General features: G+C 46.0%; 22 protein-coding genes. 7 read left to right on the top strand and 15 right to left on the bottom strand.

All coding sequences use genetic code 11. The features are described from left to right. Positions 1 to 38 precede the first annotated feature (38 nt). From purQ to QW087_06590, 6 genes are read right to left on the bottom strand one after another with little or no spacing between them, the layout of a single operon-like run. Positions 39 to 875: a phosphoribosylformylglycinamidine synthase subunit PurQ gene (gene purQ, locus QW087_06615; protein ID MEM2944392.1), complete on the bottom strand. Its 837-nt coding sequence runs from the start codon at positions 873 to 875 to the stop codon at positions 39 to 41. 11 nt (positions 876 to 886) lie between these two features. Further along, entirely contained in the window at positions 887 to 3,217 is a 2,331-nt protein-coding gene (gene purL / locus QW087_06610; protein ID MEM2944391.1) for a phosphoribosylformylglycinamidine synthase subunit PurL, read from the bottom strand. A gap of 6 nt (positions 3,218 to 3,223) precedes the next feature. After that, a complete protein-coding gene (gene purS / locus QW087_06605; protein MEM2944390.1) occupies positions 3,224 to 3,463 on the bottom strand; it encodes a phosphoribosylformylglycinamidine synthase subunit PurS in 240 nt (79 codons plus the stop codon). Between the two features lie 49 nt (positions 3,464 to 3,512). Beyond that, complete coding sequence (locus tag QW087_06600; GenBank protein ID MEM2944389.1) at positions 3,513 to 4,166, bottom strand: NAAT family transporter; 654 nt, start codon at positions 4,164 to 4,166, stop codon at positions 3,513 to 3,515. Then, entirely contained in the window at positions 4,163 to 4,963 is an 801-nt protein-coding gene (locus tag QW087_06595; protein ID MEM2944388.1) for a tRNA (adenine-N1)-methyltransferase, read from the bottom strand. The genes QW087_06600 and QW087_06595 overlap by 4 nt, the downstream gene beginning before the upstream one ends. 49 nt (positions 4,964 to 5,012) lie before the next feature. After that, positions 5,013 to 5,432 carry a hypothetical protein gene (locus tag QW087_06590; protein MEM2944387.1) on the bottom strand — a complete coding sequence of 140 codons (420 nt, stop codon included), beginning with the start codon at positions 5,430 to 5,432 and terminating at the stop codon, positions 5,013 to 5,015. A gap of 327 nt (positions 5,433 to 5,759) precedes the next feature. On the opposite strand from QW087_06590, the gene QW087_06585 reads away from it, so the two are divergent. Further along, positions 5,760 to 5,966 (top strand): hypothetical protein, encoded by a 207-nt coding sequence (locus QW087_06585; protein MEM2944386.1) that lies wholly within the window; start codon positions 5,760 to 5,762, stop codon positions 5,964 to 5,966. 182 nt (positions 5,967 to 6,148) lie between these two features. Here QW087_06585 and proS read toward each other — a convergent pair whose 3' ends face one another. Continuing rightward, on the bottom strand, positions 6,149 to 7,546 hold the full coding sequence (gene proS, locus QW087_06580; protein ID MEM2944385.1) for a proline--tRNA ligase: 1,398 nt from the start codon (positions 7,544 to 7,546) through the stop codon (positions 6,149 to 6,151). Positions 7,547 to 7,628: 82 nt separating this feature from the next. Next, positions 7,629 to 8,480, bottom strand: a complete 852-nt coding sequence (locus tag QW087_06575) for a ribose-phosphate diphosphokinase (protein ID MEM2944384.1) — start codon at positions 8,478 to 8,480, stop codon at positions 7,629 to 7,631. A gap of 288 nt (positions 8,481 to 8,768) precedes the next feature. Here QW087_06575 and QW087_06570 point away from each other — a divergent pair, with 288 nt between their 5' ends. Together QW087_06570 and QW087_06565 are read left to right on the top strand one after the other, a co-directional pair. Then, the gene (locus QW087_06570) at positions 8,769 to 10,295 is read left to right on the top strand and encodes an ATP-binding protein (protein ID MEM2944383.1); all 1,527 of its coding nucleotides are present in this window, start codon (positions 8,769 to 8,771) and stop codon (positions 10,293 to 10,295) included. Between the two features lies 1 nt (position 10,296). Beyond that, positions 10,297 to 10,593, top strand: a complete 297-nt coding sequence (locus QW087_06565) for a DUF357 domain-containing protein (protein ID MEM2944382.1) — start codon at positions 10,297 to 10,299, stop codon at positions 10,591 to 10,593. Between the two features lie 91 nt (positions 10,594 to 10,684). On the opposite strand, the gene QW087_06560 is transcribed toward QW087_06565, so the two are convergent. The 3 genes from QW087_06560 to tmk are packed head-to-tail and all read right to left on the bottom strand — an operon-like array spanning position 10,685 to position 13,446. Next, a complete protein-coding gene (locus QW087_06560; GenBank protein MEM2944381.1) occupies positions 10,685 to 11,554 on the bottom strand; it encodes a pantoate kinase in 870 nt (289 codons plus the stop codon). After that, entirely contained in the window at positions 11,551 to 12,747 is a 1,197-nt protein-coding gene (gene coaBC / locus QW087_06555; GenBank protein MEM2944380.1) for a bifunctional phosphopantothenoylcysteine decarboxylase/phosphopantothenate--cysteine ligase CoaBC, read from the bottom strand. Before coaBC ends, QW087_06560 begins: the two co-directional genes overlap by 4 nt. Before the next feature lie 24 nt (positions 12,748 to 12,771). Further along, positions 12,772 to 13,446: a dTMP kinase gene (tmk, locus tag QW087_06550; GenBank protein ID MEM2944379.1), complete on the bottom strand. Its 675-nt coding sequence runs from the start codon at positions 13,444 to 13,446 to the stop codon at positions 12,772 to 12,774. A gap of 239 nt (positions 13,447 to 13,685) precedes the next feature. Between tmk and QW087_06545 the strand changes: the two genes are divergently transcribed. Continuing rightward, positions 13,686 to 14,834: a mandelate racemase/muconate lactonizing enzyme family protein gene (locus QW087_06545; protein ID MEM2944378.1), complete on the top strand. Its 1,149-nt coding sequence runs from the start codon at positions 13,686 to 13,688 to the stop codon at positions 14,832 to 14,834. 311 nt (positions 14,835 to 15,145) lie between these two features. Here the strand turns inward: QW087_06545 and QW087_06540 are convergent, their stop codons facing one another. Both QW087_06540 and QW087_06535 read right to left on the bottom strand, forming a co-directional pair. Further along, a complete protein-coding gene (locus QW087_06540; protein ID MEM2944377.1) occupies positions 15,146 to 15,550 on the bottom strand; it encodes a Toprim subdomain protein in 405 nt (134 codons plus the stop codon). Beyond that, a complete protein-coding gene (locus QW087_06535) occupies positions 15,525 to 15,842 on the bottom strand; it encodes a DUF167 family protein (GenBank protein ID MEM2944376.1) in 318 nt (105 codons plus the stop codon). Before QW087_06535 ends, QW087_06540 begins: the two co-directional genes overlap by 26 nt. Positions 15,843 to 16,016: 174 nt before the next feature. Between QW087_06535 and QW087_06530 the strand changes: the two genes are divergently transcribed. The 3 genes from QW087_06530 to QW087_06520 all read left to right on the top strand — a co-directional run bounded on the left by QW087_06530 (position 16,017) and on the right by QW087_06520 (position 18,892). Next, the gene (locus tag QW087_06530; GenBank protein MEM2944375.1) at positions 16,017 to 16,424 is read left to right on the top strand and encodes a hypothetical protein; all 408 of its coding nucleotides are present in this window, start codon (positions 16,017 to 16,019) and stop codon (positions 16,422 to 16,424) included. Beyond that, positions 16,424 to 18,022 (top strand): radical SAM protein, encoded by a 1,599-nt coding sequence (locus QW087_06525; GenBank protein MEM2944374.1) that lies wholly within the window; start codon positions 16,424 to 16,426, stop codon positions 18,020 to 18,022. The genes QW087_06530 and QW087_06525 overlap by 1 nt, the downstream gene beginning before the upstream one ends. 63 nt (positions 18,023 to 18,085) lie before the next feature. Beyond that, positions 18,086 to 18,892 carry a hypothetical protein gene (locus tag QW087_06520; GenBank protein MEM2944373.1) on the top strand — a complete coding sequence of 269 codons (807 nt, stop codon included), beginning with the start codon at positions 18,086 to 18,088 and terminating at the stop codon, positions 18,890 to 18,892. On the opposite strand, the gene QW087_06515 is transcribed toward QW087_06520, so the two are convergent. Then, entirely contained in the window at positions 18,889 to 19,668 is a 780-nt protein-coding gene (locus tag QW087_06515) for an MBL fold metallo-hydrolase (protein ID MEM2944372.1), read from the bottom strand. The two genes, QW087_06520 and QW087_06515, sit on opposite strands and share 4 nt — an antisense overlap. A gap of 66 nt (positions 19,669 to 19,734) precedes the next feature. After that, on the bottom strand, positions 19,735 to 20,226 hold the full coding sequence (locus QW087_06510) for a CBS domain-containing protein (GenBank protein MEM2944371.1): 492 nt from the start codon (positions 20,224 to 20,226) through the stop codon (positions 19,735 to 19,737). Positions 20,227 to 20,373 lie beyond the last annotated feature (147 nt).

Below are 20,373 nucleotides of genomic sequence, written 5' to 3'. Positions count from 1 at the left end.
GTTCAAACACAGATGCTTGTGATCTGCTAAGCCTGTGATCAGAATTTTCTTGTAATATAATCGACGGCAGATTCGAAGATTGCCGTTCCGTCCCCTCTTCCGCATGGATCGAGTTTTGTTCTAGTCCAATCGGGATGGTTGTATCGAAATACAACCCTTTCGGGGTGTGGCATCAATCCTAGCACGGTTCCATATGAGTTGCAAACGCCCGCAATATTCATTAGCGATCCGTTTGGATTCCATGGATAACCAGCATAGTGTCCACGTTGATCAACGTATCTGAATACGATTTGATCGTTATCGATCATTTTTGAGAGCAATCCTTCCTTATTTTCTTCTGGTAGGGTGAACTTTCCTTCTGCGTGTGCAGAGGGGAACATTACGATATCCCCTCGTTTCATCCTTCTTGTGAAAATACATCTGCCACTGCTTTCAACTCTAAGGAACGTCGGCAAACACTCAAATCGACCTGAATCGTTTGTGGCGAGGGCAGCCTGGGCCTGTTCACTCATGATCTCGTCAACTGCGGGAAGCATGCCGAGTTCTACGAGCACCTGGAATCCATTACAGATGCCAATTATGGGCTTTTCGGCCGATACAAATTCTTTTAAGTCGTTTGCAAGGGTGCTCTTGACTCTGGCAGCAAAAATTGCACCCGCCCGCACATAGTCTCCAGCGGAAAATCCACCAGGTATCGCCAAAATGTGGTATTCCTCTAGGCTTCTTCTTAAAGAGGACGGACACGGACCAGTGAGCTGCTTGAGATGGACTATCTCGGGCGAAGCGCCTGCTAACCTAAATGCCATGCAAGTTTCGTGTTCGCAGTTCGTCCCTTCGATTCTTAATATGCAAACTCGCACCTCTTCGCTTCTCATGTTATTCACTCTCATCCGAGTAGCTCCCAAAATGGTCTCTGCCACCACTCTCTAAGCACTTCTACTTCGACGCTGATCATTTCCTTTTTGCAATCAATAACGAGCTCTTTCTCTCCCACTTCCCCGATTCTGATCGCTTCGCTTCCAGCAATTTTTTCCCAATCTCTTTCTGCCCACTTGCTGATCTCCACAACCCATCGCGAGTTCGATTCCGAGAACAATTTCACCAAATGATCATCATTGCAGACCTTATCCACATTACCCGAAAAACCGATGTCTCCACCTATACACATTTCGGCAATGGAGACCGCAAGACCTCCATCGGAAATATCATGACAAGCACGCACAAATCCCGATTCGATGCATTGTCTTAATATCTTCATACGCCTGTCAAGCGATTGGAGGTTGACCCCTGGCACGATACCTCCCTTACCACCAAATATGCGGTAGAGAGCAGAACCACCCATCTCGTTCCTCGTATCGCCGACGATGTACACCGGATTGCCTTCCTCCTTGAAATCAGAGGTGACGCAATTCCGTATGTCATGAATAATACCAGTGCCGAGGATTGTTGGGGTGGGGAGTACAGCACCCACAGGAGTCTCGTTGTAGAAGCTCACGTTTCCTGACGGTGCTGCTATGCCTAACCATCTTAGCGCATCGCCAATGCCTCTGACGCATTCTCTAAATTCCCACATTCTTTCCGGCTTCTCTGGGTTGCCGAAATTAAGGCAATCTGTTATTGCATGGGGTACAGCACCTACTGCTGTGAGATTCCTGCATACTTCGTCTACCGCACTCATGCCACCTCTATAGGGATCAATGGCAGTAAACCAAGGATTTACACCGACTGCAACCGCAATTCCACGATTGGAGTGATGAAGAGGCTTGATGACAGCTGCATCGCCGTGTCCTCTCAGCCCTACTTTTCCCTGAAGCGGTTTTATCACTGTAGAAGCGCGAACCTCGTGATCGTATTGTCTGATCACCCACTCCTTCGACGCGATATTTGGATCGGATAGCATCCTCAGCAGAGTCTCATTGAGACTCGATGGTAATCTTGGAGCTACAGCCTCTATTTTGTCGGCATGGTGTCTTGCCTTAACTGGGCGGCAGTATTCAGGGCCTTTTGTGAAAAAATCGAGCTCAAGTTCAAATACCTTCACGCCTCCATAAAACAAACGAACAACTCTTTCAACTATTGCCTTTCCAATAACGGTTGCTGGTACGTCCCATAAATCAAAGAACTTGATGATCTCGTTTGCATTTTTAGCCGGCGCAGAAATCATCATCCTTTCTTGGGATTCCGAAACCCATATTTCCCAGGGCGCTAGTCTTTCCTCCTTCAGTGGCACCCTGTCGAGATGCACCTCGGCGCCACATCCACCGGCGAGTGCAAGTTCTCCGACCACGCAGGACAGGCCCCCACCCCCCAGGTCTTTCATCCCGGAGACGAGACCCATGGCGTTGACCTCGAGGCACGCATGGATTAACGGCTCCTTCATTATCGGATCTCCCAGCTGCACTGCCCCCCTTGATTTTTCTTCTGAGCGCTCGTCGAGCTCTGCTGAGGCAAATGTCACGCCGTGAATCCCGTCCCTGCCTGTTTTGCCGCCGACAAGTATTAGAACATCACCTGAATCCTTCACTGCATTTCTCAGGATTTTGTCTTTTTTTACAATTCCGAGGCAGCCAACATTCACGAGGCAGTTTCCAATGTATCGTTCATCAAAAAAAATCCCGCCGCAGACAGTCGGAACTCCTATTCTGTTGCCGTAATCCCTAATTCCAGCGACTACCCCGCCAAGCAAGTATTTTGGGTGTTTGATCCCCTGCGGCAGTTCCCCTCTAAAATCGAGGGGGCCGAAAAAAAGGGGATCAATAAGTGCAATCGGCCGTGCTCCCATACAGAGAACGTCTCTCACAATCCCGCCAATGCCTGTCGCAGCTCCGCCATATGGTTCAACCGCCGATGGGTGATTGTGACTCTCGATTCGAAGCGCGTACGCATATTCATCATCAAAAGCCATGACGCCAGCATCGCCTCTTGCGAGAATATCAGGGTGCTCAAGTCCAAAGATGTGCTCTCTCAGAAAGACCTTTGAACTCTTATAACAGCAGTGTTCACTCCATGCTTGGGCAAGTGCCTGGAGTTCGACGTCTGTAGGGTTCCGCCCCTTTGCCTCGAAATACCTTTGGATGGTCTTCATCTCGTCGAGATTGAGATTCAGTCCCATCACGCCACTTATTTCGATGAGATCTGAATCAGAAGCTCTAGTCAGATCAACTTCCGAGAGCTCAAAAGGCACGTCCTTTTTTATTATGAGAGCATCTATTGCCATAACAACTCACTTCAACTCAATTCTGTAATTGTGAATAACTGGATTTGCAAGCAGGCGCCGGCACATATCTTCGGCTATGCGCCTTACTTCGCTTTCAGGAGCGTCGATGTCGACCTCGAAAAGTTTGATGCTCCGTACTTTCCTGACGTGTTCAAACCCGAGCAGTTGAAGGGCTTTCTTCGTATTTTCTCCTTCTGGGTCAGCCACGCCAGATTTGAGCTCGATTCTGATTTCGACCACAACCATCAAAGCACCGTTGGGACATTTATTGTTGCGTACTTAATTCTGTTCACAACTAGACCAAATGGTGGGAGTATTCTTCTATTGCCTGGAAACTCCCTGATAATATGAAATTCACCGCGACAGCTGCTAGCAGAAGACCCATTATCCTGGAGAACGCCATGGCACCGCTTCTTCCCATTTTGTCAAAGAGCGGCTGAGAGTAAGTGAGCAAAAGATAGCTGAGACCAACAGTAAGCAATATTGAAATGAATATTGAAACGGTATCCATAAAAATATCACTCGATTTTGTCGCTTCAGAAATGAATATCATTACGGTTGTGATCGCGCCTGGACCAGCGAAAAGCGGGATACCAAGAGGCACAATGCCGACGACCTCCTTCGACATAGCTTCTTCTTGATCTTCATCGCTAATCTTGGCTCGAGAGCGCTGACCGTGCATCATTGAAAATGCAACAGTGAAGAGCAGCAGGCCACCAGCAATTTTGAAAGCTGGGATGGTAATGCCGTAAAGGGTGAATATCCATTGACCAAAAATGGCGAATATAAAAAGTACACCAAATGTGACCGTGCAAGTCTTTTTGATTATTTTCTTTTTCAACTCTTTTGAATAACCCATTGTGATCGCCTCGAAGACAGGGATGTTGCCGATTGGATTGACGATGGCAAAAATAGTGGCGAAGGCGCTGACTGCAAACTCAAGACTCATGCGACTCCCTCGGATCTTTTCCGGTAATGAGCTTGTTGTCTTATGACCTTTCTCGCAAAGATAAGGTACCCTGTATGGCCGAGCATTTCGAAGGAAGGCCGTGTCCCTCCATCATGGACTTCCATCGAACGTTGCAGATTTTCAAATGCGCGAATTTCAATAAAATCCATGGCGCGGAGCTTTTTTACCGTGTTTTCCAATTGATTGACGTTCGGCACATAAGCGCAGAACCTGCCGCTACCCTTGAGCATTTTTGCGATATTTTCCACCGCTTCCCATGGATCGGGAATGTCTAGGACGACTGCATCTGCGGGGCATTCCAGTTGGGCTGTTTTAATATCTCCAATTCTTAACTCCCACCAGCTAGCGAGTTTAGCTCGGTTGACATTCATCCTCGCTTTCTCCGCAAAATCACTTCTGACTTCATAGGTAATAACACGGCCGTGAGGTCGGACGACGTTCAGCAATGCCATCGTAAGACATCCAGATCCAGCACCAGCTTCAATGACGACGTCACCGCTTTTCAAATCAAGATAATGTATGATGCTTGCTGCATCCTTGCCTGTGACGATCTGTGTGGTGCGTTCGATCGATTCCATAAGTTCTGGAATCCCTGGTTTCATCAGAAAGAATTCCTTATCCATTATCTTTATTTCAGCTCCAGGTTCGGCGTTCAATATCCTATTTCCGTCTACTAATCCAAGTCCTTCTATTCTAATTATCCCCTCATCAAGTACAAACCAAAAACGGCGACCCTTCCTGTCTAAAAGATAAAGCAAATCTCCTCTTGACAGCATTCATACTCGTTATATGGGAACTAGGCATAAGAATTTTCCATTAGGTAAATTAATACTTTAGCTTCTTTCCGCATGAGGGGCAGTTCCAGTCATGAGCAGAGATGGCGGCGCCGCAGTGCGGGCATCGAGGTATACCTTCAATTTGGCGTACCGGTGTTTTCTCAGCTGTTGGCTTTTTCTCTTTTTCAACTTCTTCTTGAGATGACGGCGATACCGCCTTCTTTTCCTCGAATTCATACTTGGGCGCCTCGTATGCGGGCTCAGGTGGGTACTTGGATTCTCTGATAATTCTCTGCTTTGCGGCATAACTATAAAGTAGCGCTCCTATGATGCAAAGGAAAAAACCTGCAACAACCCAATCTTTTGCGACCTTTCCAAACTTCTCTTTTGAATCTTTGTAGATCCAAAGAGCGATCGCTGCACCTAATGCAAACCAAACTACCGCAAATACAATAATTTCGAGTGCCATCCCATCTCCCAGAAGACAATTGACAATTCATTATTTAAATATTGGCTGGCTTGCGCTCCTTAAAATGTTCCAAAGGTTGAATTTTTACCATCTTTTGATCATCTGCAATCTTCTATCTGCTTTTCAATTATCTGTCAATCATGGCCTAATGAGAAAAAATGTGAAAGCTTACGACCAATATTAGCAATATCGCGCAGAACACTATGGATTCTTCACATGAAGGAGAGAATGTTTTCATTGAGTTTCTGAGAACCATCAGATTTTGCCTGAAGCCAGCGAATAATTGAACCTAAACAATTTTATATAGCAAAGGTATTGGGCATTCCGATGGTAGAATCCCAGTTTCCCAGGAAATTAAAAATGGCATTTTCCATCCTGCTCATTGTTGCAGGGTTTTCCATGTACTGGGCATGGGGTCTTCTCTATGGAAGCTGGAACATCTTTGAAAGAGAATTCATTGGGGTATATTCTATTGTTGTCCTGCTATTCGGATTTGGAATTCTCGGCTTGATTCTGTCTCTCAAAGGAAAGTAGGTAGCTTTGTGCATGAGCTTCTGTGTATAAAATCATCACACTGCATTTGTTTTATGCTGTTTATCAATCCAATATGCAGACCGTATTGCGTATTAGACGTCAATTGTGCTCTGAGATTTTGGTCGAGATCCAATCATCATCATCCGAGTGCTAATTGTTATTCGAACATCTTCTGAGTGGATCTACATCGCCTTCGCTGCATAGGCAACAGTTTCTGTGTGCTTGCCGCAAATGATACATTTTCCATCGAATTGCTCGTGGTGATAGGGTGTCCCAAGTAGTTTTAGGTCCGTTACTTCCTCGAAGTGCTTACCGCATTCCTGTGAACCACACCATCCAAATCGTACGATTTTCTTTGGAATGTTGTCAAACGAGTCTATCGTTTCTATCGATCTTATCAAATTCTCCCTTGCTTTTCCCAAGAGAGACGCCGATATCTCTGACAGAATATTTCTGACGCTTTCAACAACACCAGATCTCGATATCCTGCCGCGATCTCCGCGATCCCGTCGTGCGTATGTGACCACACCTTGTTCAATATCTCTAGTCCCGATTTCAAGACGCAATGGAACACCTTTGATTTCCCAATCAAAGAATTTGCTCCCTGGCCTATCATCGCGATCATCTAGTTTCACTCTGATACCAGCATTTGCCAGCTCATTTTTGAGCGTGCACGCCTCATTCATGACCACTTCACTTTTTCCCTTTGCGAGAATTGGAATAATGACTACTTGGAATGGTGCGATGTCAGGTGGCAGGATGAGCCCCCGATCATCTCCGTGGACGCCGACAACAGCGCCTACTAGTCGCTCGCTCATTCCAAAGGTTGTTTGATGAACATAGCGAATATTTCCATTCGGATCTTCATATTTAATCTCGAACGGACGTGAAAAATTCTCTCGGTAGTGGTGAATGCTTCCGAGCTGCAGACTGCGTCCGTCGGGGAGAGCCGTGTCGACACCAACTGTATAATACGCACCGGGAAACTTGTCCCACTCAGTCCGCTTCAGAAGCAAGTAAGGCAAGCAGAGACTCCGTGCAACCTTCTCCAAAATCACAAAGTCCTCCTCTATTTGTCGCTGTGCATCCTCTTCGTCAATGTGACATGTATGAGATTCAAAGAAGTGAATTTCCCGGACTCTGATAAATGCCCTTGTTTGTTTTGTTTCGTATCTAAACGTGTTGACGATTTGATAGACCTTCAATGGTAAATCGCTATGCGATCTGATCCATAAGGAAAAAATGGGATACATTGCCGTCTCGCTTGTGGGTCTCAGCAATAACCGGATGTCAAGAGGGTTAGTGCCTGCGTGCGTGACCCAATACACTTCAGCATCAAACCCTTTAATATGCTCCTTCTCTTTTTTGAATTCAGTCTCGGGAATGAGCAGCGGGAAGCACACTTCTTCATGACCTGTCGCATCGCATTCCCGTCGAATGATTGAATCGATGAGAAGCATGATTTTCCAACCATAAGGCGTCCAGACATTCATTCCCTTAACGGGATACCTCTTGTCGGTAAGATTTGCCTTTTCAACAATTTCGTTATACCATTCGCTGAAATTCTCTTCCTTTCTCATGTCCCCGCCTCTGCGTAAAGACAGAGTGAATTAGGAGCCCTTTCTATAAAGATTTCCAGTGGTAGCTGTCATTCTTGGGGGCTCACTTCATGACAGATGCGATCGCAGGCGCAACGGAAATCTTCGAAACTTCGCCTTCAATAGTGTTTGTCGAAATGATCCCGTCACAGCATTTTCGTAGCCGTTCCAGCGCATCACCAATGAAGAGCCCGTGGGTACATGCGGCAAACACCGATTTTGCACCAAGTCTTTTTAACTCCCTTGCTGCTGCCTCTATAGTTCCGCCGGTCGAAATGATATCGTCGACTATGAGAACCTTCTTATCGCGGGCATCAACGTTGCTAGGCGTGATCTTTACCTCAGTACCGCTAAGCCTTGTTTTGAGGAGGTGATCCCAGCTCGTTCCCAATTTTGAAGCTACCGACTGAGCTCGCGTAGAGGCTCCTTGGTCTGGAGCAAGAACCAGGTCGATGCTTTCTCCGGCAAAAAAATCAGCTATGCACTGCGCAGCGTGGACATCGACGGCTTCCGCTCTTTCAAACCAATCAATGATTTTGCGTGTGTGTATGTCCACGGTAATGATCCTTTCAGCTTCAATCTCCAAGTGTTTGACCATGACGCGAGCACTCACAGCCTCGCCCCTCAAAAAGACCTTGTCCTGCCTGGCGTATCCAAAATATGGAATAGCAACTGTAATGTGTTTTGAACCAAGATTTCTCGCAGCGTCCTGAAGCAGGAGAAGTTCGATGAGCGCATCGTTTGGATATGAATTCTGGACGATGACGGTCTTTTCATCGATTGCATCCCTATCTATGCGGACATAGCATTCTCCGTCCGGAAATTTCTTAGTAAGCGCCTGCACGTGCTCAGCACCGAGAATTCTTGCAAGATCCGATGCCAATTTTCTTGAAGTTGATCCACTAATGACTATCATTTAAGGGAGAATGGGTATTCCTGATTTAATAGCTATTCCTGATAATTCATAATGATTGTCATTTAGATTTTCAAATCGCCATACTGCAAAAATGTCTCCATCCGACTTTTTATCATATCGACAAGCAAATTGGAACCCTATCACGTGATGGAAGAGAGCGTTGTTTGCTGTTGTTTTCAATTGATCGTTATAATACTCGGCTTTGCGTCTGAAATTGAGCAACATATGGCAAAGCTCTCGGAAACTTTTTTATCTTGAACCAGTTATTAGGAGATGGGATGGGGTGCAATGGAAGTTGATTCTGCCGTGGAGACCCTTGAAAACAATACTTCTGAGAAGATTAACAAGTACGCCGATCTTGAGTGTATTGGGATCATCTACGGCAATGTAGGAACCACCACCTTCAACTGCCGAGTAACAGGGGATATGAGGCGACTGCAGTACGTACAGGTTGAACATGAAACGGACGGCTGGGTCCTCGGCGTAGTCTCGGAAATGGAGCGGAAAACGGATTTGTCGCTTGAGAGAGCCAAAATGATTTCTGAAGGTGCAAGTGTTTCGATAGAAGAAAAGGTGACTGCAAAGGTTGACGTGATCGGCTTTCGCGATGAAAGAGGTCTTCTGCAAACTCCTCGAACGCCTTTTAGGGCGGGAGACCCTGTCTATAAAGCGAAGGATACCCTCATAAAAGATGTTATTGGTTTGAAAGAGCGGACCGACACTGGGGCGTATATAGGTCTTCTCCTGGGTCATGATATCCGAGTAGAGGTTGACATAAATGCGATGGTTCAAAAGCACGTGAGCATACTGGCAAAAACCGGAGGCGGCAAAAGCTTCCTCTGCGGAGCGCTCGTAGAGGAGCTCATGAAACACGACGTGACTGTTTTGATCATCGACCCACATGGGGAATACGGGTCGATGAGGGAGAAAGGGACCGTTCCTCATACGGCGAGGAATTTTGAGGTCACCCCAAGAGGATATGCGGACAAAATTATCGAATTCGCCACGGACACGAATGTCAATAAGAAAGCAATTCCATTGAAATTTACATTGGCTAACTTGGAGGCGCGAGATCTTCTCAGTCTCACCAACATCAAGAATGTACGCACATATCTCACTTCATTGAGGAAAGCGATTGACGGTGTTAGAAGCATCAAAAAAGAGTACACTCTGAAAGACATCATAAATGTACTTGAAGCGGATGAAGAAACGCAAAATGCAGCTCTCATCGCCGAGCTTGAATATCTTGATGAGATTGATATTTTTGCAGCTAAAGGAACGAGGATTGATGAGATTGTTGTCAAGGGCAAAACCACGATAATCAATCTAAAAGGCACTCCTCCAGATATTCAGGAACTTGTTGTGAGCAGGCTTGCCACCGCGTTATTCGAATTGAGAAAAATCGGCAAGGTTCCACCGCTTATGCTTGTTGTTGAGGAAGCCCATAATTACTGTCCACAGCAGGGTCTTGCAGCTTCTAGCAAAATTTTCAGGACCATCGCTTCTGAGGGAAGGAAATTTGGGTTGGGTTTGACGATCATTAGTCAGAGGGCTGCGAAGATCGATAAGAATGTACTTAGCCAATGCAATACACAGATGATTCTCAAGGTGACAAATCCCAACGATTTGAAGGCGATTGCATCATCAGTTGAAGGACTCACGGCAAGCTTGGCCGATGAAATCCAGCGCCTTCCAATCGGCGTTGCTCTCGTAATCGGTGGCAACATCCAGATGCCACTTCTCGTTGAGGTGAGACCAAGGGAGAGCAAACACGGCGGCGAAAGCGTCGAAATCATCCCGTCTAAGAGGATATAAAATGACAGGCAATGTTATCACAGAGGTGCATCTCGAACGGTATCTTTCGATCACCAAAAGGGCGCTTGAGAAACTCAAGATCGTCGCGCCACAGAGATCATTTGGAAGGAAATTGGCCGAGGATTTTCTTGTTATGGCAAGATCGTATTACGAAGATGCGCTGACCTTTAGGTCCAAAGGTGATTTCGTCAACGCATTTGCATGCGTGAACTACGCGCACGGCTGGCTTGATTGTGGGGCCCGCCTAGGGTTATTCGATGTTAGGGAAGACGATCAGCTTTTTACACTCTACGAATAATTCAATCGGCAAGCTGCAACACTCGCGATTATTGATGCGGGTTAAGTAAATGGCTTGTGAAATCGCATGGTTCTACTATTGTTACTCAGGATTATTTCTCTACACTTAAGACTCTTGGCCCAATCCAATCAATTTTTACTCTATATATTTTCCCAAACTCTCCGAGGACCTTCTCTATTTCATCGAGCTCACCAGCGGCGAATATAGAATTTCCTAGCATGATCATGCTAGCGGAGCCCAACCCCCTAATAGCCTCGAGAGCTTCTGCAACCTGTTCCGTCATCAGACCTGTGCGCGTGGCAAATTCTTTAGAGAGGGCAATTAAGTTGCCGAGTGTTGGTGATTTGGAAAAGACCTCGACACACATGCTACCAACTGTGTTTATCTTCTCCCTTAACGCTGCATTCCTAAGAATGCTGTGGGTTTCTATTGGTGGACCCACAATACCAATAACCAGTGGGGCATCAGTGTTCACCCTGTCGATTGAGCCGTATGGCGGTAACCCCTCAACTCGTCTGAATGTGACCCCTCCCCTCGAAAGGGCCGCTACATCGCCTAGGCCGGTTCGGTGAAGCACTTCAGCCTCGTGGACGGCTTCATACGCCTTCTGGACAGGAATGTCAAGGAGTGCAGCAAGTGCAAAAGCTGCAGACAGTGCTCCAGATGCGCTCATCCCGAATCCCTGACTGACGGGAAGATCCAGTCGCGTCTCCACAATAGCATCGACTCCCCTGTCAACAATCAGCTTGGCAACGGATTGCCTTGTCACCGGCGCAACTGAAGTCTCACCGTTAATTCTTATTTCAATATTCCCCGTTCCCGGGAATACACTCACATCACTAATTGCGCCCATCGATATGCAAAGACCCGCACCCCTTGAACCAGTTGCGAGAATATTATTATGTTCGCATATCTGGAAAAAGCCTGTAATATGCCCTGGGCAAAATGCAGTTGCCTTCATGCAATGTTCTCCTTTATGATGTCGAGAATGCGATGGGCCACTTCTCTCTTCGAGCCAGCTGCAATACATACTTTTTGCTTTGTTATGATAGCGACTTCTGTGTGATTTGGCGACACCTTCCTCAAATCGTTTGCGACGATAGCATCTAATCCGAATTCAATCATACGCGACCTTGCTCTTGAGACGAGCTCCTCGGTATCGATTCCCGATTCAGCCTTGTATCCAATGAGCATGCAATTCTTTTCACTAATCAATTTTAGAACCTTTGGAGTGCGTTTGAGTTTGAGAATGAGCTCTTCGCATTCCGACGGTATTTTCCCCTCCCTCTTGTCAACAGTGTAATCGGAAAGTGCTGCTGGAACAATGACAATATCGTGATGAATATCTTCCACCATTTGGATAAGTTCCCCAAGAGTTTCAAACCGCCTAACTGGAAGAAATTCGGGAATGACTACCGAACAGCGTCCCATCCATAACTCAACCTCGGCACCTCTTTCATATGCTGCAGTTGCCAATTGGATCGCAGTTTCACCGGTACCTCTATTCGTGATGATTCTCATATCATCTATTGGCTCTGCCGAGGAGCCACCTATAACCAACAGCCGTTTTCCTAAATAGTCTCCCGAACCTAGCTTCCTTATCACGCATTCGGTGATCTCAGTAATGCTCGCAATTCTTGCTTTCTTACCCTCAATCTGGGGTCCAATGAATTCAACACCGAGTTCCTTGAGCGTTCTGATATTCTTCTGAATGATTGGATGATTATACATCGTGATATGCATTGCAGGCGCTATCACGATCGGAACCCCAGTGCCCAATGCAACTGTTGCCATGGTCGTTACCGGGGTGTCGTCTATCCCTGTGGCAATCTTTGAGATCGTATTGGCAGTGCAAGGAGCGATCAAGAGCAGATCGGCCCTGTCTGGGAAGTCTCCAAAGAACTTAACATGTTCAACCTGTCCTCCTATATCTATAATGACAGGATTCCCCGTCGCAAATTCTAGAGCGCAAGGAGTGACGATTTTCATGGCCTCAGGCGTCATCACGGCATGAACCTCGGCGCCGTGTTTGATCAGCTCCCTCGCTAGTGAAAATGCTTCAAGTGCTGCTATACTGCCTGTAACTCCCAGTACTATTCTCTTCCCAGACAATGCACGGCTTTCAGTACCCCTGATGCTTTCTGAGGGATGCATGTGTAGACCATTGGACAACATGACTTAAAGATTCTTTCTTATGAGCTGCATGATCTTGTCGATAACGGCTTCAAGAGGAGCAGTTGCATCGATTATTACGAAAGACTCATCCTTATCTGCGAGCATTTGGTAGATCCTATCAACTTCTTTGAGAAATTCAAGACGTTCAAATTTGCTGAGCTTGCTCCTTAACCTCAGCCTCTCTAGACCTACTTCAGGCGGTATTTTTAACAGGAATGTGAGATCGGGTTTGATAATGAACGGCAAATTTAAATTGATCAACCACCCAACAGCATCGTTTCCAAGCATACGAGAAAGAGAAGCCCCCTGATAAGCGAGTGTTGATGCGTAGTATCTGTCACAAAGTACGACCATTTCCTTTTCCAGCCAGTTTCTTATATCAATAGTATGGACATACCGATCCGCTGCAAATAGGAATGCTTCAACGAAAGGACCGTGGTCTTCTGCTAATGCCCGCCGCACAGCATCTCCCAGCCATGAGGCAGTAGGCTCTGTTGTGAGAACGACGTTTATTGACATCTCAGATTGCAGTCGCTTGTATATACCTTGAGAAACCACGGTCTTACCTGAGCCATCAATGCCCTCAAAAACAAAGAAACGGCCAGTTCTTTTGATATCGATCGATTGCTCGTGCATATCAACAAGTCCTTTCGTGATTGCTGGGAGCGCCGTTGTCATGATTATGTAATGACGATGTGATGTCTTAAAGTATTGAGATGCATTAATTCGAATGAAAGAAAACCCCCATCGTCCTGGTATAAAATCTTACGGTAGGTTCCTTTCAATTTTCATCTAGAGAACACAATTGGATTTATCCTACATGTCAATGGCAGATTCGAAGAGGGCGGAATTTTGCCTTCCTGAGCTCAAATTAGAAGTCTCAATGGGTGAGGAAGTGCTTCTTTATCGGAAAAAATATGTTAAAGCTCAAGCATACGAGTATCTCAGGAGGGGATTTTTTGAAAATCACCGATGTGAAGGTAATTACGATTGGGCAAAATGTTCCTCCAAATGGTTGTTCGCGAGGACGGTCAATAACCTTTCGTGGTACAGCGCTAATAGTAATCGACACCGATGAGGGTATCCAGGGGATCGGTGAAGGCTATGGACCTGAGTACTTCATAACGCGCACGATCGTTGAGAGAAAATTCAAACCATGGCTCATTGGGGAAGATCCGCTAAATATAGAGAAGCTATGGCGAAAAATGCTGATGACAACGGTCTATTGGGATCAAAAGGGGCAAGGGGTATCGGCGGCAAGCGGCGTCGACATGGCATTGTGGGACATAGCTGGTAAATATTACGGTGTACCGGTCTACAAATTGCTAGGAGGAGATGCAAGAGGGTCAGGAAAAATACAGGCGTACGCGAGCGATTTGTTTTGGGATACACCTGAAAAAATGGCTCAAACTGCGAAACGTTACGCGAAAAAGGGATTTCCGCTAATAAAAACGCATCTGGGAAACGGTTTGAAGGAGGATGAGAAGCGGGTTAAGGCAATCACAGAGGCTATCGGAGATGCGCAGCTGATGGTCGACATGAATTGTGGCTATGACCGCGTTGAAGCTCTCAAGGTAGGCAGAATGCTCGAAAAGTACGGTGTTTATTGGTATGAGGAGCCGCTTTCACCGTACGATGTAGACGGCTATGCATGGCTGAAGCAGAAGCTCGACATCCCTATAGCGACCGGTGAAAACGAATATACGAAGTGGGGGTTCAAGGAATTGTTCCTGAAGAACGCAGTCGATTTCGCGATGCCAGATATTATGAGATGTGGCGGAATTACCGAGACGAAGAAGATTTGCGCGCTCGCGGAGGCATTCGATGTGGTATGTTCACCTCACAACTACACGACGGGTGTTGGTCTTGCGGCAACCATCCAGGTAATTGCCTGCACACCAAATTGTGATCTGTTGGAGCTCGACATGACGAATTACGCCCTCTATCACAGCTTGCTGAAAACTCCGCTCGATATCGACAACCATGGCATGATCAAAATACCGAGAGATCCTGGCCTCGGGGTGGAACTGAAAGAGGAAATCATTAAAAAATATGCCGTTGAATGAAACAGTTTAGCTTGATCGGAGCGTCACGAACCCACTCACAGACGATTCCGATCCCGAAATTGCAGTGCGATCTGCAAATGTGATAATCGACGATGAGAACTATCTGCAGGTGTAGCGAAGTAGCTATCTTGACTAACAGTAAACGATCCGCGCCTTATTTTCCACATTTTAATTTTTTTGCCTCTTATTCCATCTATGCCTATAAGACTCATAAGTAACTCAATTATGAGCTTCGTGCTTGCAAAAGTGTGAAACTTCGCTCCATTGACAGGATGTGCGCTTTGCATTTCTTCATTAATTCACACTGTAGTCTATTTCCGCCTTGCCTCTGCAAGTAGCTTGAGATACAGCGAAGGCAACCCCTCGATATCCTTCACGTCCTTCTTTGCGATGCGGACGAGTTTCATTCTGATCGATTCATTGTAGGATACTCCATTGGCCTCCAACGCGCTTCGTAAAGCTTTGCAAAGTTGACCCCCCTTCCTATCCCAATCGGTGAGGATTATTGCAGATTTCATTTTATGCGCAAGTGCTTCAGCAACGCTGAAAATCGAGTTCCCTCCCTTTATCTGCCAGACTTCGCCCTCAATACCCAATCTGAGGAGCGCCTCCTTGTCTTTCTGTCCCTCAACAAGGATCACTATATCTTTGGGCCTCTCTCGTAGCTCATCGATGATCGAGAGAAACTCTTCAAGGAGCTCGACCGGATCTGTCATCTAATCCCTTCAACTTCGATTTCACGCCATCCAAATCGCTCTTCAGCAGAACGGTCTTCATTCTGCTCTTATGCCCCTTTGTGATCTCCACATTACACTGGAAAAACTTTGAAAGCATCGTTACCAGCTCTTCATTTGCCCTTCCTTTCTCGGGTGCTGACGCAACTTTAACGACCAGGCGATTGCGCCACATGTCGACTCCGTCAATTTTAGACATCCCGACACCTGGGGAAACGATCAGATCGACTTCTACGCCATCCTTTGTGATCCTGGCAATGGAATTATTTTGCATGCATTTCTCCATTGCTTGATCTCCATATATCTTTTCCTTCAAGTTCTATCGAACAAGCTGTGTCGGATCAGCAATCAAATCGCCTTTCTATTTTATCACTGCTTTTTCGTTTAAAGTCGGTTTATGATTTAAAAACTGATATATTAATATACCAGTTATTCGATCTCAATCGAGATGAACGTTCCTATTCAGATGGAAATAGTCAGTGAAATATCGAACCACGAAGGAGGAATATCGATCAATAGACTTGTGCAAAAAATGCAGTATAAGGTCTCTCGAGTAACATTGCTCAAAGAACTGAGGAGATTGATCGAAAACGGATATGTCTTGGTTAAGAGTGATCCATCTCACAAACAAAGGAAACTTTTGCAGCTCGGAGAAGAAGTTCGCAGAGTCGCTGAGGAAATTAAGGCGCTTGAACTTGACATATTGGGAGATCCTTTGCAGAATCTAAGCCAAGCCATTCGTGCATATATTGAAAAACTTCAAAAAATAAGGGACGGATGGATAAAGGAATTTGCAAGAATGCGGATGAGACATAATCTCAACAAAATGTTGGAGATCGTCGAGGAGGTGAAATAATGGCAAGAGTCATCCTAACGTGCGACGAGACTCTCACGAGCACTTATAGAAATATTCCGTTGCTGGATTTTTTTGGATGTGCTCCTGCCGAGAAAATTCCTAAGGTGATTTATCGACTACTTGACGCTCAGCTTCCACATGAGAATGGGATCTTGGCCGTTGCGCCATATTCGCTCAGGAAAATCGAGGCAGCACTCGCCCGAGATGGTTACAACGACGTCGCCGTTGTGCACGCCCGCTACGTTAGACACTTTATTACAAAGGAGACAAAGGTCATTGGCATATCCACGATGGATCCTATGGGACTGGGTCCCGTGTCGATGATGTTCACGAACGGAGGGCGCCTCACAGCCTTTTCAAAAAAGAAATTCATGGATCTCATAAAGTTCCTGGTTGAATACAGAAGGGCAAAGAGGTTCCAATACAAGATCATCGTGGGCGGTCCAGGCGTATGGCAACTGATGATTTCAGAAGCCTGGAAGGAAATGGAAATTGATCACATTGTTATAGGTGAAGTTGATGCCGTAGCAAGCGAAATAATAACTCGAGTTGAATCTGGAGCTGCGGATGAGGTGATCCGTGTCAACAAATTCCCTTCTGAGTCTGAAATACCCGCCATCATCAGACCTTCGTATAAGGGAATGGTTGAGGTTACGAGAGGGTGTGGCAGGAATTGCAGATATTGTGATCCGAATATGCGCAGGGTGAGATGCATCCCCGACGAGACTCTTAAGAAAGAAATCGAGATCAACGTTTCGGCTGGTCTGAAGACAGCATGGCTCCATAGCGATGATATCTTCCTTTATAAGCTAGAGGATCGGAAATATTTCTATCCAAATGCGGAGGAAGTCGTCCGTCTCTTTGAAAGGGTTATGTCTATACCGGGAGTAAAATTCTCGAATCCCACGCATGGAACTCTAGCGCCAGTCGTCGCCTGTCCTCACATGATCTCCCGCATAACTCAGATTGTTGGCGCCTGTCCATCCAAATGGGTGGGAATACAGATGGGCCTCGAAACGGCATCTCCCAGCCTTATTGGAAAATACATGGAGAGCAAGGTGAAACCGTTCAGTCCTTCTGAATGGCCGGAAATAATAGTCGAGGGCACTCAAATCCTCAATGAAAATTACTGGTTCCCCGCATACACGGCGATCATAGGTCTTCCTGGTGAAACCGCGGAGGACCTAATGGATACTGCAAGGTTGATTGTTGCAATGGAAAAGACGCTGAAGGACCGCATTGGCAACAAGGCGCATTTCACAGTCACACCTCTTGCATTTGTTCCTGCTGGCTCCCTGAGGGAAGGGAAGGCATTTGATATCGAGAATCAAATGTCAGAAGAGGCTTTCCTTTTGATTTACCATTCATGGAGGCACCTTGCTAGGGAGGTAGCCTCATTCGTTCCAGGTGGTGTCGATGATGTGAAAACTGCAGCCCTGTATCCAATACTTAAAGGCGGACTGACTTTCATTCTCGACTTCATGAGGCGGTGGGGCATCCGCATGGGCTATGATCCAGATATACCGCTAGAGCCATTTGAGCTGGACTCGCATCATGTTGTAACCAGGTCAGAGGCCCTGGGGCACATCGCGAATTGAAGGAATAGTGATACTTGTTAGGAATTGGCAACAATCAAATAGTCTCTCTCGAATTTGTTAATGATGCCCCCTCCTTCTCAGCCTTTAACGTACGACGAGGTTACGGAAATCTATCGCAGGGAGCAGAAGAACAAAAACGTCACAGAAATCCGCAAGGATTTTTATCCAGCGATAAGGGATTTCGTAGAAAAATTGAGAAATGAAACTGAAAACGAGATGGCAATCGATCAATATTCACCAAGGGCTACATTGCTCAGGAACCAACTGAAGAAGGTGTGTGATAAGGCAATCCAGATTTTTGATTTTCGCGTTGAGAAGATCATTTTGGCCGCGTTGCGAGCTGCAGGTGGCTCGAAATTCGACATAGAACGCCTAACACCAGAGGAGCGTGAACTATACAGTAGGGTGTACGCATCCATTATTGAATGTCGTTCCAGTGCGGTTGGTTTTGATCAGCGATCTAAGTGTGGATCAATTCAACATCGAATCGATGCCACGGAAAAGGCCGTGAAACCCGAGCAGTCTGAGAGCAGGGATGATTTAACGACCCATGAGCAATTAGGCTCTCCTCTGAGGGGAACAGCAGCTGCAAGCGAGTCCCAAGAAGTATTGGAATCTCGGCCAGAGGGGGCAACGGGACTTCGCGCTCAAGAAGCAGAAACTTATCTCCCGCCGATAGGAAAGCAGAATATTATTTCTTCGCGAGATTGGGTGCTAGTGAGAATCTTGGAGGATCTTCCTACGTTTGCTGGTCCATCGCGAGACTATACGTTGCGAAAGGAAGATGTCGTAACGCTCCCGTCATCGATTGCGCGATTACTTATTGACAAAGGTAAAGCTGAAGAAATCATTCCCAGACTGAATCTTTAATCAACGATAATGCTTCTAATTTCCCCTGGCGTCTCTATGCAATCAATGTAATGATTGCACCTCAATGCGTTCGAAACAGTATTCTTGGCGATTTCTGGAGTATTGTTTATTTGGCTAAGATGCGCAAGAAATATTTTTCTTTTCTTCACGTCGATCGTCTTAAGCGCTTGTGCGCAGTCATGATTTGAGAGGTGGCCTTTCTCGCTCATGATCATCCTTTTGAGAAAAAGGGGGTATGGACCAGATAGGAGCATATTCCTGTCGTGGTTTGATTCAAGCATTATAAAGTCCGCATTCGTCATTGCGGAAAGAACTGGTTTTGTGACCTTTCCGAGATCTGTTGCAATGACCATGTCTTTGTTGTTTGCTTCCACGTGATAAGCAACGGGCTCCGCTGCATTGTGAGATGTAGGAATCGCCTCGATCTTCATCATGCCAATATAAAATGGCTCGCGATTTTCGAATACTACCGTTTTATCCATTCCATGGATACCTGTTGAAAGCAGAGTCCGGTAATTTCCTGCTATTGGTATGTTGCATCTTCTCGAGATTCTCAGAGCCGAACGCGAATGATCGACGTGCTCATGCGTCAAGAGGAGTGCGTTTATATCGAAAATATCAACGCCTACGGTGTTCAAGAAGTGCTCTGTTTTTCTGATGCTCAGACCGGCATCTATCATGATTGCGGCATCATCAGACGCCAATACAGTGCAATTTGCATCACTGCTGCTAGCAAGAATATGAACTTCTAGTGCACCATTTCGCGTAGAGCGCACCCCAGTAACCTTATGCTTTACACTCTAAAAAACTTGGCGGCCAAAACAGATAATCACGTAATAATTTTAGACTTTTGAAAACTTGTCTTTGTATAGTGCCCAGATGATATCTCCTTTCGTAACGATACCGACTATCTTATCGTGTTCGATTACAGGCATCCTGTTTACGTCTTTTTTCATCATTATGTCGATCGCTTCCATTATTCCGGTATCGGGCGATACTGTAACAACATCTTTTGACATGATTTCAGAAATTTTCTTACCCGAGATTTCCTTGTACAGTTCCGCAAGCTTTTCGTTCTTGAGTATTTCTTCAAATGGAACTGAAATAAATGAAACGGAAGGTTGTTTCTTTCGAATCTCCTCCTGAAGTTTCTTTACGAAAGCAAGAATATCCGTCTCGCTCAGAATTCCGACAAGTTTTCCATCATCGTCGACCACAGGGGCCCCAGAGATACCATTAACGGCAAATGTAATCGTTGCATCGTGCAATGTTGCATCGGCTTTGATAGTTACAACGGTCGTCGTCATTACATCACGCACACGCAAGTCAGGCATGAGTGTTTAATTGCCTGCCGATTCCTTAAGCGTTTTCATCTAAGAGAAAGCGATTGCAACAGCGGTCAAGAACATAAATCGAACTCGACCAGCATATTACAAGTTTGAGCTTGTTGTGATGTTTTCACTATATTTGAGAGTGTGTTT

Source organism: Methanomassiliicoccales archaeon, assembly GCA_038850735.1.
In the GTDB taxonomy this organism is placed as follows: Archaea; Thermoplasmatota; Thermoplasmata; order Methanomassiliicoccales; family JACIVX01; genus JACIVX01.
Note: the sequence above shows the minus strand (reverse complement) of the source record. Positions and strands in the feature narration are given on the sequence as shown.